The organism is Slackia heliotrinireducens DSM 20476, assembly GCF_000023885.1.
Classification (GTDB): Bacteria; Actinomycetota; Coriobacteriia; order Coriobacteriales; family Eggerthellaceae; genus Slackia; species Slackia heliotrinireducens.
In genome coordinates this window covers 918,522-935,051 of record NC_013165.1, presented here as the reverse complement: position 1 = coordinate 935,051, position 16,530 = coordinate 918,522, and the positions used below count along the sequence as shown (strand labels likewise).

The 16,530-nt window shown below is 60.9% G+C and carries 13 protein-coding genes; 5 read left to right on the top strand and 8 right to left on the bottom strand.

The window, feature by feature from the left end:
- Positions 1–116 precede the first annotated feature (116 nt).
- Positions 117–1,700, top strand: a complete 1,584-nt coding sequence (locus SHEL_RS14230; protein ID WP_050749524.1) for a glycoside hydrolase family 3 N-terminal domain-containing protein — start codon at positions 117–119, stop codon at positions 1,698–1,700.
- Positions 1,701–1,715: 15 nt separating this feature from the next.
- On the opposite strand, the gene SHEL_RS03935 is transcribed toward SHEL_RS14230, so the two are convergent.
- Complete coding sequence (locus tag SHEL_RS03935) at positions 1,716–2,453, bottom strand: class I SAM-dependent methyltransferase (protein WP_041422484.1); 738 nt, start codon at positions 2,451–2,453, stop codon at positions 1,716–1,718.
- Between the two features lie 108 nt (positions 2,454–2,561).
- Here SHEL_RS03935 and SHEL_RS03930 point away from each other — a divergent pair, with 108 nt between their 5' ends.
- Complete coding sequence (locus SHEL_RS03930) at positions 2,562–4,304, top strand: elongator complex protein 3 (protein WP_254303251.1); 1,743 nt, start codon at positions 2,562–2,564, stop codon at positions 4,302–4,304.
- 12 nt (positions 4,305–4,316) lie between these two features.
- Here the strand turns inward: SHEL_RS03930 and SHEL_RS03925 are convergent, their stop codons facing one another.
- The 7 genes from SHEL_RS03925 to accB form a co-directional block, all read right to left on the bottom strand.
- Complete coding sequence (locus SHEL_RS03925; protein ID WP_012797963.1) at positions 4,317–5,060, bottom strand: TlyA family RNA methyltransferase; 744 nt, start codon at positions 5,058–5,060, stop codon at positions 4,317–4,319.
- A gap of 2 nt (positions 5,061–5,062) precedes the next feature.
- Positions 5,063–6,955 carry a 1-deoxy-D-xylulose-5-phosphate synthase gene (gene dxs / locus SHEL_RS03920; protein WP_012797962.1) on the bottom strand — a complete coding sequence of 631 codons (1,893 nt, stop codon included), beginning with the start codon at positions 6,953–6,955 and terminating at the stop codon, positions 5,063–5,065.
- A 75-nt stretch (positions 6,956–7,030) separates the two neighbouring features.
- Complete coding sequence (locus SHEL_RS03915) at positions 7,031–7,246, bottom strand: exodeoxyribonuclease VII small subunit (protein ID WP_012797961.1); 216 nt, start codon at positions 7,244–7,246, stop codon at positions 7,031–7,033.
- Positions 7,247–7,254: 8 nt separating this feature from the next.
- Positions 7,255–7,806 (bottom strand): transcription antitermination factor NusB, encoded by a 552-nt coding sequence (gene nusB, locus SHEL_RS03910; RefSeq protein WP_012797960.1) that lies wholly within the window; start codon positions 7,804–7,806, stop codon positions 7,255–7,257.
- An 18-nt stretch (positions 7,807–7,824) separates the two neighbouring features.
- Positions 7,825–8,172, bottom strand: coding sequence for an Asp23/Gls24 family envelope stress response protein (locus SHEL_RS03905; RefSeq protein ID WP_012797959.1), 348 nt, complete (start codon positions 8,170–8,172; stop codon positions 7,825–7,827).
- Positions 8,173–8,366: 194 nt separating this feature from the next.
- Complete coding sequence (gene accC, locus SHEL_RS03900) at positions 8,367–9,713, bottom strand: acetyl-CoA carboxylase biotin carboxylase subunit (RefSeq protein WP_012797958.1); 1,347 nt, start codon at positions 9,711–9,713, stop codon at positions 8,367–8,369.
- Between the two features lies 1 nt (position 9,714).
- Positions 9,715–11,595: an acetyl-CoA carboxylase biotin carboxyl carrier protein gene (gene accB / locus SHEL_RS03895; protein ID WP_012797957.1), complete on the bottom strand. Its 1,881-nt coding sequence runs from the start codon at positions 11,593–11,595 to the stop codon at positions 9,715–9,717.
- 258 nt (positions 11,596–11,853) lie between these two features.
- Between accB and SHEL_RS03890 the strand changes: the two genes are divergently transcribed.
- From SHEL_RS03890 to SHEL_RS03880, 3 genes are all read left to right on the top strand, one after another.
- A complete protein-coding gene (locus SHEL_RS03890; RefSeq protein ID WP_012797956.1) occupies positions 11,854–13,065 on the top strand; it encodes an arginine deiminase in 1,212 nt (403 codons plus the stop codon).
- A gap of 83 nt (positions 13,066–13,148) precedes the next feature.
- Positions 13,149–13,805 (top strand): MarR family transcriptional regulator, encoded by a 657-nt coding sequence (locus SHEL_RS03885; protein ID WP_012797955.1) that lies wholly within the window; start codon positions 13,149–13,151, stop codon positions 13,803–13,805.
- 213 nt (positions 13,806–14,018) lie between these two features.
- The gene (locus SHEL_RS03880) at positions 14,019–16,523 is read left to right on the top strand and encodes a molybdopterin-containing oxidoreductase family protein (RefSeq protein WP_012797954.1); all 2,505 of its coding nucleotides are present in this window, start codon (positions 14,019–14,021) and stop codon (positions 16,521–16,523) included.
- The last annotated feature ends 7 nt before the right edge of the window (positions 16,524–16,530 follow it).

Sequence of the window (16,530 nt, the reverse complement as noted above, 5' to 3'; positions counted from 1 at the left end):
CCAAATTCAACCAATGAGAACAAACGGGCGTCATGACTGGCGAGACGTGCTTTCTCGGGCCTTTTTGCAGGTTAGGTATGGCGTTTCTTCTGCAGTTGGTGTTCAATGTCTTAGTTATGGAAACGAACAAGCCGTCATATCCCGCAATCCCGCGTCGGACATTCGCCATCGGAATGGGCTGGGCTGCCTCGTTGTTTGCACTGGGCGCCTGGGGTTGCACCGACGGCAAATCCGACGGCACCCCGTCCAGCAACGCCGAAGCCGATTCCGAGGGATCTCCCGAAGAGGAACTTGACAAGCAGGTCAAGCAGGCAATGCGGCGCATGTCTATGGAGCAGAAGGTAGCGCAGCTTTTCTTCGTGCCGCCCGAATCCATCACCTTCGTGAAAACCGTCGTGGCAGCCAGCGAGGCTACGCTAGAGGCGCTGCAGCACTACCCCGTCGGCGGATTCCTGTACTCCGCAGCCAACTTCACAAGCTCCGACCAGGCCGCCACCATGACCACCAACGCGTTCCTCCACGGATACAACGTGAACGGGTTGCCGCTCATGCTTGCTGTTAACGAGGAAGGCGGGTATCTCAACACCGTCGCCGACAACGACGCGCTCGGCGCGATCGCGCAGCCATCGGCCCGCGAGGTCGGAAACGACGGCGACACGCAAAAGGCGGGCGACCGCGCGCACAGCATTGCAAACTATCTTTCTGCCATCGGCCTGAACACGAATATCGGCCTGGTATGCGACATGTGTTCCGAGTACGCCCCTGTGGAAAGCAGCCCTGCCGAAGATGCCGAGGAAGCGGCTTCCGAAGAGAACGCCGAGGCGGTCGAGGCCACCGAGGTCGAAAGCGAAACTGCGCCTGAGACCGGTGCTGGCACCGAAGCCGAAGCCGAAGTTGAACCCGAAGCTGGAACCGAGACCAGCGCTGAAGCCGAGGCTGAATCCGATGTTGGAGCCGAACGGACCGACGCCTCGGAACCCGAAGCCGATTCTTCCCCCGAGAAAAAACCTGATGCCGAAACCGGCCAGGACAACAAGACCTCCGGCAGGAAGAACGTGACCTCCGAAGAAGCCGAAAGCGACGAGGACCAAACCATATACGACAAGCTCGACATCTCGCCCGGCGAGCTGATGAGCTCGCGTTCTTTCTCCAACGACCCCGCCGTAGTCTCCGCGATGGTCTCGGCGGAAATCGAGAGCTACACGAAATCATCGGTCATGACGATTGTCAAGCATTTCCCGGGCATCGCCTGCCCTCAAGACGGGTCCGTCATGTACTCGCTGGCCACCGACGCCGCGCTGCGCGACAAGAACATGTTGCCGTTTACGGCAGCCATCGACGCCGGCGTGCCGGCTATCATGGTAAGCAACGCGTCCATCCCCTGTGTGGCAGGAGAAACGCCCGCATGCCTGTCCGCATCGGTCGTAACCGACCTGCTCCGTGACGAGTTGGGATTCGAAGGTATCATCATGACCGACCGCCTGGATAACGATATCATGGCAACGCACAAGGGAGCAGCTGTCGACGCCCTGCGTGCCGGTTGCGACATGATCTTCTGCCCGGCGGATTTCGAATCCTCGTACAACCAGGTGCTCGACGCCGTGGCCCACGGACCCCTGGACGAAGAGCGCATCAACGAATCCGTGCGCCGCATCATCCGCATCAAGCTGCAGTCGCTGCCCCTGAGCATCAAACAGTAGGCGGCATACGGCAGCCTACAACCGCCTGAGCACGCAATACCGGTTCATATCCCCTGTCCGACCGTCAGCGTTGAAGAACTCGACGGCGCAGGCGCCGTCCGATACGGCCTGAGCAAGCTGCTCCACTTCCCCATTCGTGAAATGATGGCAGTACCTGTACGCCCCCACAGCGTTCTGCCAACCGATGAGGTAATCGTTCTCTTCAAGAACATCCTGGTCAAGTCCGATTTCGGCGCATGCTGCTTCAGTAGTGCACCTTGCCTTCTCAGCCAGCTTGCCGTTGTTCATGAACTGCCAGAAGGACACGCAGACATGTCCCCCGGGCCGCACGCAGTCGACAAGCGCCTTAAGCACGGCAACCCGCCGGTCGAACCCCGGCACATGATGCATGAACCCGAAGCACACCGCTGCATCGCACATCGGCGCCTCGATGGCTTCCGTCAGATCCCCGCCGTCCAGAAGGATGCGGATGATGTCCAGCTTCTGGAACCGAACATTCGGCCCGGCCCCTCCCGCCTCCTCCACAAGAGGGTCGCAGGCATCGACCGCATAGGCGATTGCATCGGGCAGGAACCGTTCGAAGCGCAGGCTACCGCATGCCAGGTCAAGCACCGTATCGGGCTTGCCCATGACGTCCATGCAGCGTGCCCAGCCCGGCCAAGGGTGATTGCGGGTTTCAGCGAAGGACGCAGCATTCGCGCGGTAGAACCCGTTGTTGAGCTCGCAGAGTATTTCAGCAGTTCGTTTATCCATAAGGCATCTGGGTCATTATATCCTGTACCATGCCAGTTTATGGAAGCACTGCTGTTGGACATATTGGAAACATTGCGCCTGTGCGACGAACCGCTCAGCTCAGAGGAGTTGGAACGTTTCATCCGCAAGCACAACCAGAACATCAAGCGCAACGAGGACCATTTTTCCAAGAAGAAGGTCCTGGCGTTCTATCGGAAGACGAAGGCCAACGACCCGGACCGCTGGGCGTCTTGGAACATCGACCCCGCCCTTGAAGACAGGCTGGAACGTACGCTGCGCCTGAAACCGCGGCGCACCGCCTCCGGCGTGGCCACCGTCACCGTCATGGCGAAGCCTTGGCCCTGCTCCAGCAACTGCCTGTACTGCCCCAATGACCTGAAGATGCCGAAGAGCTATCTGTCCGACGAACCGGTATGCCAGCGTGCCGAGCGCAGCTGGTTCGACCCGTACCTGCAGATGACGTCCCGCATCCGGGCGCTCACCGGCATGGGACACGTCACCGACAAGGTGGAGGTCATCATCCTGGGAGGCACCTGGTGCGACTACCCGCAGGAGTACCAGACCTGGTTCGTCTGCGAGCTGTTCCGCGCCCTCAACGACGGCGACGCCGCGGAGGCGCATGCCAAAGAGCGCCGCGCCTGGTACCGCTCGACCGGGCTTTCCAACGACCGGGATCGCCTGAAAAGCATCGCCGCGCCTTTGCAGGAACAGGTGAACGATGGCAGGCTTACCTTCAACCAGGCATTTCATAAACTGTATGACGAAAACCCCGCATGGCAGCGCATCGCCTCGATGCAGAAGGCGTCCATGGAAGAGCTGGAGCGCCAGCACCGCATCAACGAGAATGCGGCGCACCGTGTGGTGGGCCTGGTGGTGGAGACGCGACCCGATACCATCACTCCGGAAAGCCTTCGGCTTATCCGCCGCATGGGCGCCACGAAAATCCAAATGGGCATCCAGAGCCTAGACGGGGACATCCTGCGCAAGAATCTGCGGGTCAGCAGCGCCACGGACACCCGCCACGCCTTCGAGCTGGTGCGCCTCTACGGGTTCAAAATCCACGCCCACATCATGGTAAACCTTTACGGGTCCTCGCCTGAGCAGGACAAACACGAATACCTTGCCTTCACGCGGGACGAAGCGTATAAGCCCGACGAGGTGAAGCTGTACCCCTGCATGCTGGTGGACGGCACGGGGCTGAAGAAGCATTACCTGAATGGCAGCTGGGCGCCCTATTCGGACGAAGAGCTGCTGGACGTGCTGGTCCAAGACACGCTTGCCACCCCGCCCTACACCCGCATCTCGCGCATGATCAGGGACATCTCGGCCCATGACATCATGGCGGGCAACAAGCACGGCAACCTGAGGCAGCTTGTGGAGCAGATGGTGGCCAAGACCGGAGAGCCGGTGCATGAGATCCGCTACCGTGAAATCAACAATGCAGACATGGACGACGACACCGTGCATCTGGAAGACGTGGCGTACACGACCAGAGTTTCCGACGAACACTTCCTGCAATGGGTCACCCCGTCAGGAGCTATTGCGGGGTTCCTGCGGCTGTCGCTGCCGCATGCCGAGTACGTGCAAGAACACGCCGATGAGCTTGCCGTGTTGCCTGGCGAAGCTATGATCCGCGAAGTGCACGTGTACGGAAAGGTGTCAGGCATCGGAACCGCAGGCACAGCGGCCCAGCACAGGGGCCTCGGCAAGAAGCTGGTGGCCCGAGCGTGCGACATCGCCTCCGATGCAGGCTTTTCCGCCATCAACGTGATCAGCGCGGTAGGCACGCGGGAATACTACCGCAAGCAGGGGTTTTCCGACAACGGTCTGTACCTCACCAAGGCGCTGTAGCTGCCGCGGGCGCTAACCTTCGAATACGGCGCGCAGCAGATACTCCACATTGCCCTTCGTGCCGGTAATCTGGCTCTCGACGAACCCTTCGACAGCGAACCCTGCATCAGACAGGGCCGCCTCCACTTCGGACACAGTGCGTAGGCGCACGTTCTCGTCTCGTACGATGCCGCGGTCGGTTTCCTCATGCAAGCTTTCGAACTGGGGTTTCACCAGGGCAATGAACACGCTGCCCGGACGGCAGAGCGAGGCGAACACCTGGGCAAGGCCGGCCAAGCCGATGAAGGAAAGATCCGCGACCAGAAGGTCGAAGGGCGCGCCCAACGCCACGGGGTCGGCGGTGCGGATGTTGGTGCGCTCGAACACGCGGACGCGCTCATCGCTTCGCAGGCTCCACGCAAGCTCGCTGTAGTTCACATCAACGCAGGTCACTTCGGCGGCACCTGATTTGAGAAGGCAATCGGTGAACCCTCCCGTCGAACTGCCGATATCGATGCAGCGCAGCCCCGTGACATCCTGCCCGAAGTGCTTAAGGGCGCCTTCCAGCTTGTAGCCTCCGCGGGATACGTAGCGTTTCCGCCCTTTGACCTGGATATCCGCGTCGGGACGCACGAGCACGGCCGCACTCGTCGCGTACACGTCGTCCACCTTGACCTCATGGGCCAGCACGGCGCGCAGCGCCTCGCCGCGGTCGACGAACAGACCCTGCTCGACCAGCAGGTCGTCCAGTCGTACCTTCTTGGGTTTCTTCGGCATGGTTACAGCGCGGCCAGCTGCCGACGTACGGTATCTGCTATGCCTTCGGCGTCGATGCCGAGCATGTGGTAGAGCTGCGGCACCTTGCCCTGTGGCACGAACTCGTCGGGAATGCCCAGCATGACGAACTGCGGACGGCGGTCGGAAGGCACCAAACGCCTAGTGAGAACCTCCATCGCACCCGATCCTGCGCCGCCAGCGAGAATGTTGTCTTCGACGGTAACGACCAGCTTGGTCTCAAGCGATGCCTTGCAGATGGCTTCCTCGTCCATGGGCTTGACCCACAGCATGTCTACGACACGGACGGAAATACCCTCTTCAGCCAGCATGTCTGCAGCGGCTTCCGCCTCCTGCACCATACGGCCGAACGCGAGGATGGCCACGTCGTCGCCTTCGCGGGTGGTGATGGATTTCCCCACCTCGAGCATTTCGGGCTCATCGGGGACCTCGACGCCGCGGGCTTCACCTCGCGGGTAGCGCAGCGTGACGGGGCCGTCCAGATGTAACGCCGTATGCAGGCCGTTGACCAGCTGGGCCTCGTTGGAAGGCGCAAGCACCTTCATGTTCGGAATCATGCGGGTGTACGTCAGGTCGAACATGCCGTGGTGCGTGGGGCCGTCATCCCCCACCAGACCGCCACGGTCCAGGCAGAACACCGCATGGGTGTTCGCCAACGCGTTGTTGATGATGAGCTGGTCGATGGCGCGCTGCATGAACGTTGAGTAGATGGCAACCACCGGCAGCTTGCCGCCCAACGCAAGGCCACTCGCCAAGCCTACGGCATGCTCTTCGGCGATGCCCACGTCGATGAACCGCTCGGGGAACTGCTTCGCGAAGGCGTCAAGCCCCGTGCCACTGGACATGGCGGCCGTAATGGCCACGATATCCTGGTTGGCTTCGGCCTCCTTAAGCAGGGCCTGAGAGAATACCGAAGTGTATTTGGGAGCTCCGCCGCCCGAGGATTTGACCTCGCCGGTCGCGATGTCAAAGGGGGCGATGCCGTGGAACTTCTCAGGGTTCTTCTCGGCCGGCTCGTAACCGGCACCCTTCTTCGTCACCACATGCATCAGCACGGGAACATCGGATTCGAGAACCGCCTCCAACGTACGCTTGAGCTCGGGGATGTTATGGCCGTCAAGCGGCGCCGTGCACACAAGCCCCAACTGCTCGAAAAGCATCTCGTTGGGGATAATGAACTGCTTGATGGAGTCTTTCATGTTGCGCAGCACATCCACCAGGCCGCGACCCAAACGACCTGTGGATTCCAGCTTCGACTGGATGTTGTCGCGGGTCTGCGTGTAGCTGCGGGAGGTGCGCGACCGGCCCAGATACGAAGACAGGGCACCGACGTTTTTCGCGATGGACATCTCGTTGTCGTTGAGGATGACCACCATGGGCGTCTGCACCTGGCCGATTTGGTTGAGAGCCTCGAAGGCCATGCCGCCGGAAAGCGCAGCATCTCCGATGATGGAGACGATCTTCTCATCGGATCCGCGCAGGTCGCGGGCCATGGCAAGGCCCAACGCGACCGACAGCGAGTCGGAGGCGTGGCCCGAAGGATGCTGGTCGTATTCGCTTTCGTTGGGTTTGGTGAACCCGGAAATGCCGCCGAAGGTGCGCAGGGTATCGAACTGTTCAAGCCGTCCGGTGACCAGCTTGTGGGCATAGGATTGATGGCCAACGTCGAACACGAGCTTGTCTTTGGGACAGTTCAGAACGCTATGGCAAGCAAGCACGAGTTCTACCACGCCCAAGCTGGGGGCAAGATGCCCACCTGTGCGGGACGTGGTGGAAATCATCTGCTCGCGGATTTCCGAAGCGAGAATTGCAAGCTCGTCATCGGTAAGCACCTTCAAATCCGCGGGAGACGAAATCATATCCAATATGCGCGCCATAGAACAAATACCTCCAAACGGCTCCCTCAAGGAGCCGAAACAGCGCTGCGCAGCCAGTCTTGCGTGCCGGCGTTCCTACGATACGTCGCTCGAAGCCGCATCCTCTGCGGCAGCGACATCTGCAGCGTCGACGTCTTCAAGCAGCTCGTCCGCCTTCATGCCGAGCTTGATCGCCTCGTCGTACAGGTCAAGGGCCTTGTCCAAAGAAACGTCGTCGGATTTGACGAGCTTCTCAATCTGACTGAGGCGTTCGCGAATGTCCGAGAACGTCGTTTCCTGCTGCATGTCCATCGGCAGCCCTACTCTTCCGAAGAATCGGCTTCGGCGTTTTCGGCCTCGGGCTCGACTTCGGTTTCGGGCTCGGTCTGCACTTCAGGCTCTGCGGTCTTTTCAGCCTGGGGCTCGTCTTCCATATCGTCGATTTCGTCGCTTTCAGGCACGTCTTCGCCCATGGTGCGGGCAATGCGGCCCAAGATGCCGTTCACGAAACGATAGGTGTCGTCGCCGCCGAAATCCTTAGCCAGCTCCACGGCCTCGTTGATGGACACGGCGACGGGAACTTCGTCCACGTGCTGCATCTCGAACACGGTGATGCGCAGCAGCGCACGGTCGACCAGCGGCATGCGGTCAATCGCCCAGTTCTTGGAGCTTTTGGAAATCTGACGGTCGATGTCGGTAATATGGGATGCTACGCCAAGCAGCAGCCTGCGGGCATAGTCGTTGAGAGCGGCCTCTTCAGGCACGACCCCTTCGTCGACCACCTTGTCGACGGGCGTGCCCAGAATGTCGCTTTCATATAAGACTTGCAACGCCGCGCGGCGTCCTAAAGTACGGTCGTATCGCTTAGCCATTAAACTTCCGCGCTTTCGTTATTCGAACACAAGACCATCGACGAACACATCGACTGCAGCCAGGTCGAAGCCGACCTGGGTGGCGACGGCGTCGGCGACAGCGGCACGGACGGCCTCGGCGACGACAGGGATGACCTTGCCGTACAGAACGTCGATGTGAATGGCCACGTTGATCTGCTGATCTTCGTCCATGGTCACGTCGATGCCCTGGTTGGCGGGCTTGGCAGACAAACGGGAGCGGAATCCGGACAGCGTGGAGGAGCCGACGGAGGCTACGCCATCAACTTCTTTTGCGGCGAGGGCGACAATGGTCTCCATAACACCGGGGGCGATGCCCAAGCCGTCTGCATACAGTTCTTCACTCATGATAGTCCCTTTCGGCTGCGAGTGTATTTTGCGATTTGCATATTGTACCCCACTCTGCTCACTCATCTCATTCTTGCAGAACATGAGCGAAGAATTACCATGATGATTCAAACGCGGTGCATATCGGCTCCATAGACCGTGCGGGGCCCGATGTTCCGGGTAAAAGAAAGGACCCCGCAGGGCCCTTTCTCGGATTACTGCTCGAAGGCGATTTCGATGAAGTCGGTTCGCGCTTCGCCGGCTTGGAAGATTTCCGTTTCCAACACTTTCTGATGGAACGGAATGGTGGTCGGGATGCCCTCGATATTGAACTCGGCAAGGGCGCGACGGCCGCGCTGCAGAGCCTCTTCACGGTTTTCGCCCCACACGATGAGCTTGGCGATCATCGAATCGTAGTACGGCGAAATGGAAGAGCCGGCCTGCAGATAGGTTTCCACACGCACGCCCGGGCCACCCGGGAAGTCGAGGCGGGTGATCTTGCCAGGGATGGGACGGAAGTCGTTGTCCGGGTCCTCGGCGTTGATGCGGAACTCGATGGCGTGGCCGTTCGGCGAGAAGGGTGCGCGGTCGGCGCAGTTCATGGGCTCGTCAGCGGCGATACGCAGCTGCTCTTTGATGATGTCGACGCCGGTGATCTGCTCGGTGACCGGATGCTCCACCTGCACGCGGGTGTTCATCTCCATGAAGTAGAACTTGCCGGATTCGTCCAGCAAAAACTCGATGGTGCCGGCGTTGCGGTAGTCCACGGCGCGGACAGCCTTGATGGCCGCGACACCCATGGCGCGGCGGGTCTCGTCGGTCAGGGCCGGCGAAGGGGCTTCTTCCAGCAGCTTCTGATGACGGCGCTGGATGGAGCAGTCGCGCTCGCACAGGGCCACACGGTTACCGTAGTTGTCAGCCAGGACCTGCACCTCGACGTGGCGGGGACGCAGCACCAACTTCTCCAGGTACACGTCGCCGTTGCCGAACGCGGCCTGAGCCTCGGCCTTTGCGGCCGCATAGGCGCTTTCAAGGTCTTTGGGGTCGTGGACTTCGCGCATGCCCTTGCCGCCGCCGCCGGCGGAAGCCTTGATGAGCACGGGATAGCCCACCTCTTCGGCGAAGGCACGGGCCTCTTCAACAGTGTCGACGACGCCGTCGGAACCGGGAACCGTGGGAACGCCGTAACTGGTCATGGTCTCACGGGCCGACGCCTTGTCGCCCATGCGCTCGATGCATTCGGGAGACGGGCCGATGAAGACCAGGTCGTTGTCGGCGCAGGCGCGTGCGAACTCGGCGTTTTCAGCCAAGAAACCATAGCCGGGATGCACGGCTTCGCAGCCAGTGATGTTGGCAGCGGCAATGATGTTCGCCATGACCAGGTAAGACTTGCCGGCAGGAGCCGGACCGATGCACACGGCCTCGTCGGCGTATTTCACGGGCAGCGTGTCGCGGTCGGCCTCGGAGTAGACGGCTACCGTCTTCACGCCCAGCTCGCGGGCGGCGCGCATGATGCGCAGCGCCACCTCGCCGCGGTTTGCTACTAGGATCTTGGAGAACACGTTATTCCCCCTCGCCCTTATCTGCATCGCGGTAGGGCTCGATGTAGAACATCGGGGTGCCGAATTCCACAGGCGTGGCGTCCTCGAGGCAGACCTCGCGGACGATGCCCATCTGGGGAGCTCCGATCTCGTTCATGAGCTTCATGGCCTCGACGATGCACATGGTTTCGCCGGCAGCGACCTCGGAACCCTCCGTGACGAAGGGGTCCGCGCCAGGAGCGGGAGCCACGTAGAACGTGCCGACCATGGGGGCCTTGACGGCAACCCAGTTGCTGGGACGGTCGCTTTCGGCTGCTGCGGGAGCTGCAGCCGGAGCGGCAGCGGCAGCGGGGGCTGCGGCCGGAGCGGCGACCACGGGAGCTCCTGCGGGAGCCATGCCGGGCATGCGGATGCTGATGCGCATGCCTTCTTCTTCAACGGTGATCTCGCCTACGCCGGAATCTTCGACGACCTTCGCGAGCTCGCGAATCTGACTGATATCCACGTAATCGTCCTCCTTGGTCTGTTTGGACTCGTTCTCCAGCAGGAAGTCAACCCTTTCGGTTGCGCGGTGCTTGGACAGGTAGTTGCGGGCCTCGTTCGGGAACAGGGCGTACATCAGCACGTCCTCTTCGGAATTGGCCAAATCGCCGATCTCCGCGGCGATCTCGTCGTAGGTGACGGTGTTGAGCTGCGCCGGGGAGACGTCAGGCGGCAGAATTTCGTCGTTGGGGCCGACGACCTTCTCCACGATCTTGGGGTCGATGGGGCCCGGGGCCTTTCCGTAATAGCCGCACAGGTAGTCCTTCATCTCCTTGGAGACGATGCTCCAACGGGCGCCGGTCAAAACGTTGAGCACGGCCTGGGTACCGACGATCTGGCTCATGGGAGTGACCAGCGGCGGATAGCCCACTTCGGCGCGGACCTTCGGAATCTCGTGCAGCACTTCGTCCAGACGGTCGGTGGCCTTCTGGATTTCCAGCTGGGCGACCAGGTTGGACATCATGCCGCCGGGCACCTGGTGGGAGTAGACCTTCATGTGGTTCAGTGAGGACACGCCGCGGGCGTAGTGGCCGCGTTTGCGGACCTCCTCCCAGTAATCGGCGATTTCGAACAGCAGGTCCAGGTCGTAGCCGGTGTCGAACTTGCTTTCCTGGAGCGCGGCGACGATCATCTCGACGGCAGGGTGGCTGTTGCCGAAAGCCAGAGGCGCGCTGGCCGTGTCCGCGATGGCGGCGCCGGCCTCGGCGGCCTTCAGGATGTTTGCGGGGGCCATGCCGCCGACGTAGTGGCAGTGCACGTGAACCGGCAAGCCCACCTCGGCGTTCAGGACCTTCACCATGCGCTCGGTGCGATACGGCGTGAGCATGCCCGCCATGTCCTTGATGGCGATGGAGTCAGCTCCGAGGTCCTTGAGGGCCTGGGCGTACTCGATGTAGCTGTCCAACGTGTGGACGGGCGAGATGGTGTAGGAAATGGCGCCTTCGAACCAACCGCCGCATGCCTTGATGGCTTCGGCGTTGTCGATGACGTTGCGGATGTCGTTAAGCGCGTCGAACACACGGAACACCTGCACGCCGTTGCGATGGGCGCAATCGATGAAACGATCGACGATTTCCTTGGAATAATGCTTGTAGCCGACCAGGTTCTGGCCGCGGGAAAGCATAGCAAGGTCGGTGTTGGGAGTGTGGGATTTGATAACGCGCAGACGCTCCCAAGGGTTCTCGTCAAGGAAGCGCAGGCAAGTGTCGAACGTCGCACCACCCCAGGCCTCGATGGCCCAGTAGCCCACCTTGTCCATCTTAGGCAGAATGGGCAGAATGTCACCTAACTGCATACGCGTGGCCCACAAGCTTTGCTGGCCGTCGCGGATGGTGGTGTCCATCAGCTGCAAACCTGGCATGTTTCACCTCTTCATTCATTCTCGTAGGGCGCACTGAGCATGCGCCAATTTCGAATTCCTCATTATAATCATGATAGAAAGCACGAAGCGCAAAATGCCCCAGACTTTAGATGAATGACATCCAAGAGGGACGCCCCTTCTCACTATCGCGCGGTAAAGCAGTGTATAGGCGAACGGGCGTTCTGTCGAGATGCACCACGCAATAAGCACAGGGCACAGGCGTATAATGGCGGCATTCGCCACGAGGAAGAAGGTCCCATGATTAATGTCTATTCAGAAATCGGCCCGCTGCGCCGTGTCCTGATGCACCGCCCCGGCAACGAGATCATGCAGCTGTACCCGTACATGCTGGGCGAGATGCTCTTCGAGGACACGCCGTTTTTACCGGCCGCGCAAGCGGAACACGACGCCTACACGGCCATCCTGCGTAATGCAGGCGTCGAGGTTGTATACCTTCGCGACCTGTTCGCCCAGGCCATGAACGTACCTGAGGCCCGCGCAGCCTTCACCCGCGAGTTCGCCTCCGCATCCCGCGTGCCATCCCGCGAGCTTGAGGATCGCGTCGTGGCCCACTACGACTCGCTGAGCGTCGAGGACCTGGTCGAAGCCGTGTTCTGCGGCATTCGCAAGAACGACCCCGCATTCGCCGACGTCCAAACGCTGGGCGGCATGGCCCGCAAGGAGGACGTGTTCCTGGTCAACCCCATGCCCAACTGCTACTTCACCCGCGACTCCAGCGTGAACGTGGCTGACTCGGTCATCCTATCCCACATGACCAAGGAGTTCCGCCGTCGTGAGCCCATTCTGCTGAAATACGTGCACACCTACTCGGACCTGTTCCGAGACGACCCGACCCAGGACCTTTACAACATGGACGAGCCCTACGGCATCGAAGGCGGCGACGTCATCGTGCTGTCGGACAAGGCCGTCGCCATCGGCTGCAGCGAGCGCACCGACCCGGGTGCCGTGGAGCATGTGGCGAAAAGCCTGTTCGCAAAGGGGTACGAAGCGGTGTACGCCTTCGATATCGGACGCGACCGCTTCGCCATGCACCTGGACGGCATGCTGACGATGATTGGCTACGACACCTTCATCTACAACCCGCTGATCGAAGGCAAGGTGAGCGTGTTCAAGCTGACCCCGGCGGCAAACGACGGCATAACCACGGTTGCGGCTTCCGACGACTGGAGCCAGGTGCTCGCCGAGGCGCTGCACGTGCCCGCCGTGAAGCTGATCCCCTGCGGAGGCGATGGCGACGACGTGCGCAGCCTGTGGGAGATGTGGAACATGGGATCCAACGTGCTTACCATCCGTCCCGGCGAAGTCGTGGGCTACGACCGCGCCGTCGTGACGCTTGACCTGCTTGACAAGGCAGGCATCACCGTGCACACCTTCACCGGCGCCGAGCTGTCCCGCGGACGCGGCGGCGCCCGATGCATGAGCATGCCCCTGGTCAGGGACGCCATCTAGCGAAGGCACCGTATATATTGACAGAACGCAGGGCCGCAAGGCGCGTGCAGCAAACCTCGGCCCTGCATCCGGAAAGGACCGAATTGACCCGGCTGGACAGCACAATCGACATGTTTCGGGAGTTCGACGAACTCGTGGGCACCATACGCCGCAACGTACTGACCTTGGACACCCTGGCGATGATGCTGTGGCTGGAACCTCATCCTCGGTCGTCGGCGGGCGAGATAACGCGTGCCCTGTCGTTCTCGCCTTCGAAAACGACGCGCTGCATAAGGCAGCTCATCGACCTGGAGCTTATCGAAGAGCAGCTCCAGCCGGACGACCTTCGCAAAAGCCTTTTCTCCCTGTCCAACCGCGGCGAAAACGCTGCGTTCGAGATTTCCCGCAAGCTAGGGGCCCCGTCGAAGGCGCGCACCCTCGAGAACTACCTGACGTTTCGCGAATGCCACGCCCAAGCCTGTCGACTAATCGGTCGCCAGGTTTCCGACCTGCAGTTCCGCATTCTCCTGGTGCTGCATGCCGCACAGACCCCCTTGTGCGTCAGCGATGTGGTCCGCGCGGTCTCATCCCCCCAGTCCAGCACATCCACCGCACTTAAGACCCTGTCCGGATGCAAGCTGGTCAACCTAACCGTCGGAAAGAACGACGCCCGCATGGTCCATGCGGTTTTGTCAAAGCGCGGACGACAGATTCTCGATGTGGTAGCCGTGCCTTTCGATTTAACCTCTGACCTGCGCTGATACTCGCTATTCACACAAAGTGGTACCGTTATTTATATCGTATTTGGTAATGGATGACTTTACTGGTCCAACGTCAAGCGAACAAGCCCTCAACAGCTCATATAATACGGCTCAAGCGGTGAGGCCGTTCGTTCCAGAACAGGGATTATCTCCACCGCGAATAAGCGCCGGCAGGAAACGAAAGCCGGCATATTGGGGGAAAGAGGGGGATATATGAAAGAATCTCTAACTCGTCGTACCTTCGTGAAGGGCGCAGGAGTTTCCGCCGCAGGCGCCGCCATCGCAGGTGTTCTGGCCTCTTGCAGCCAAAACACCGGCGAAGAAGCCGAGGAAATGGAGAACCTGGAGGCAAGCCACGAGATTGCCGAAAAACCTGAAGTCGAAGAGCAGGAGTACTTCTGCACCTGCAGCTGGAGCTGCTCGTTCTGCCAGTACCGCGTATTCGTGCGCGACGGCAACATCAGCCACATGCTCCCGCGCGAGGACTTCGATTACCGTACGTGCCTCAAGGGCCGTGCCCGCATCCAGCGTACCTACTCCGAGGCTCGCGTCCAGTACCCGATGAAGCGCAAGACCTACTCCGTGGACGATCCGCATCCCGAGAACCGCGGCAATGACGAGTGGGAGCAGATCACCTGGGACGAGGCCGGCGACATGATCGCTCAGAAGTGGGCGCAGGTCGAAGCCGACTTCGGTCCTCTGGCCAACACCTATTACCAGGGCTGTGGCTCCCAGGGTTCGCTCAACGGCAACGCCGGCCTGATCATGCGTCTGTTCAACGCAACGGGCTGCACGGCCTGGCATTATTCGTTCGACGCCGCCACCAACGCGGGCCTCACCCGCGGCGGCATCCAGTGGTTCGACCAGTCCGAGCCTCAGGACTTCGTGAACTCCGACTACATCCTCATCATGGGCGCCAACCCGGTCGGTGCTCAGGTGCAGATGTGGAAGTTCATCGCAGCCGCCCAGGAAGCCGGTGCCAAGCTGATCTGCGTCGACCCGGTCTTCAGCCCCACCGTCGCCAAGTCTGACAAGTGGATCACCGTCAAGCCCGGCACCGACCCGGCTCTGTACCTGGGCCTCATCAAGAAGTTCATCGACGACGAGACCTACGTTGCCGACTTCGTGCTGAACCACACCTGCGCCCCGTTCCTCATCAAGAAGGAAGACGGCATGTACCTGCGCGGCGGCGAGTATCAGGACGAGCCGCTGCACGTCGGACCTCCGTTCTGGGTAACCGGCCTGCCCACCGAGATCGACCCCATCATGGTGTGGGACGAGAAGGAAGGCAAGCCCGCGTGCTTCGACGAGTGCGAGAACCCGGCTTGGACCTGCCCCGACGACAAGTACATCACCGCTTGGGATATGTTCAAGGAGCACATCCAGGAGTGGACGCTTGACAAGGTCATGGAAGTCACCGGCATCTCCGAGGACGACTTCAACTTCCTGTACGACGTCCTGCAGCCCGAGCATAAGGTCACCCACTACATCAACTTCGGCACCGGTGCTTACGAGAACGGCCTGCATGCCGCCTACGCTCTGTGCGCGCTGATCGCCATGACCGCCAACTTCGGCGAGCCCGGCCGCTCGGTCGGTGGCTTCGACGCCATGTACGGCAACTTCTTCGGCCATGCGCTTACCGCTCCGTCCAACGGCAAGTCCTTCACCTACATCACCTGGCTTGACGCTTGCAACATCATGAGCTCCGGCGAGCTGAACGGCGAGCCGTATCCCATCAAGACCATGATCCAGACCCACGGCGGCCTGATCGGCGGCTCCGTGAACTCCGACCGCACCAAGCACGAGTTCCTGGACAAGCTGGAACAGTACGTGGTCGTCGACCCGTTCATGACCGACTCCGCCCGCTATGCCGACATCGTGCTGCCCGCGTGCGACACCTACGAGTACGAGGACGTCGTTCCGCTGAGCCACGAGCACAACGTGCGTATCTCCGAGAAGGCCATCGAGCCTTTGTACGAGGCCAAGGTCGACTCCGAGATCGCCCGCTTCCTGGCTGAGAAGATGGGCCTGGCCGACGCCGTGTGCGACGTCACCGACGACGACTGGTGGAAGGGCACGTTCGACGACGTGCAGGCTGCTGTCGACAACGGCATCACCATGGACACCCTGCGTGAGAACAAGATCATGCGCTACGTGTCCGAGTTCCCCTACATCGGCAACAAGGACTACAAGAACTTCATCACCGAGACCGGCCGCATCATGTTCTACACCGAGGCTCCGGCTCCGCGTACGCCTTCCACGATGGACGTCCAGTCCATCTTCGACCGCGAGAAGATGCCGACCTACTTCGAGAACAAGATCGCTGGCGAAAACTCCGAGTACGCCGCCGAGTTCCCGCTGGTCATGATTTCGCACCGCAACCCCAGCCGCGTCCACATGACCCACTTCATGAAGGACTGGGCTCGCGACGTCATGCCCGACCCCATCCTGTTCGTGCATCCCAACGACGCCAAGAAGTTCGGCGTCGAGGACGGCCAGGACATCCTGATCACCTCCACGGTCGGCCAGTGCGTCATGAAGTGCGTGTACCACACCGGCATGCGCGAGGGTATGACCGTTTACAACAAGGGCTATGCCGAGAACGAGACGAAGTTCGGCAGCCAGGGCGCCATCACCACCGACTACTGCGACCCGTATGCGGTGAACTGCTCGTTCTTCGACAACCGCATCAAGATCGAGCCGTGGACCGAGCAGTAAGGGGAAG

Bases quoted from the DNA above. Each gene is read 5' to 3' on its own strand.
- SHEL_RS14230 (WP_050749524.1), top strand. From the start codon at position 117: ATGGAAACGAACAAGCCGTCATATCCCGCAATCCCGCGTCGGACATTC.
- SHEL_RS03935 (WP_041422484.1), bottom strand. From the start codon at position 2,453: ATGGATAAACGAACTGCTGAAATACTCTGCGAGCTCAACAACGGGTTC.
- SHEL_RS03925 (WP_012797963.1), bottom strand. From the start codon at position 5,060: ATGCCGAAGAAACCCAAGAAGGTACGACTGGACGACCTGCTGGTCGAG.
- dxs (WP_012797962.1), bottom strand. From the start codon at position 6,955: ATGGCGCGCATATTGGATATGATTTCGTCTCCCGCGGATTTGAAGGTG.
- SHEL_RS03915 (WP_012797961.1), bottom strand. From the start codon at position 7,246: ATGGACATGCAGCAGGAAACGACGTTCTCGGACATTCGCGAACGCCTC.
- nusB (WP_012797960.1), bottom strand. From the start codon at position 7,806: ATGGCTAAGCGATACGACCGTACTTTAGGACGCCGCGCGGCGTTGCAA.
- SHEL_RS03905 (WP_012797959.1), bottom strand. From the start codon at position 8,172: ATGAGTGAAGAACTGTATGCAGACGGCTTGGGCATCGCCCCCGGTGTT.
- accB (WP_012797957.1), bottom strand. From the start codon at position 11,595: ATGCCAGGTTTGCAGCTGATGGACACCACCATCCGCGACGGCCAGCAA.
- SHEL_RS03890 (WP_012797956.1), top strand. From the start codon at position 11,854: ATGATTAATGTCTATTCAGAAATCGGCCCGCTGCGCCGTGTCCTGATG.
- SHEL_RS03880 (WP_012797954.1), top strand. From the start codon at position 14,019: ATGAAAGAATCTCTAACTCGTCGTACCTTCGTGAAGGGCGCAGGAGTT.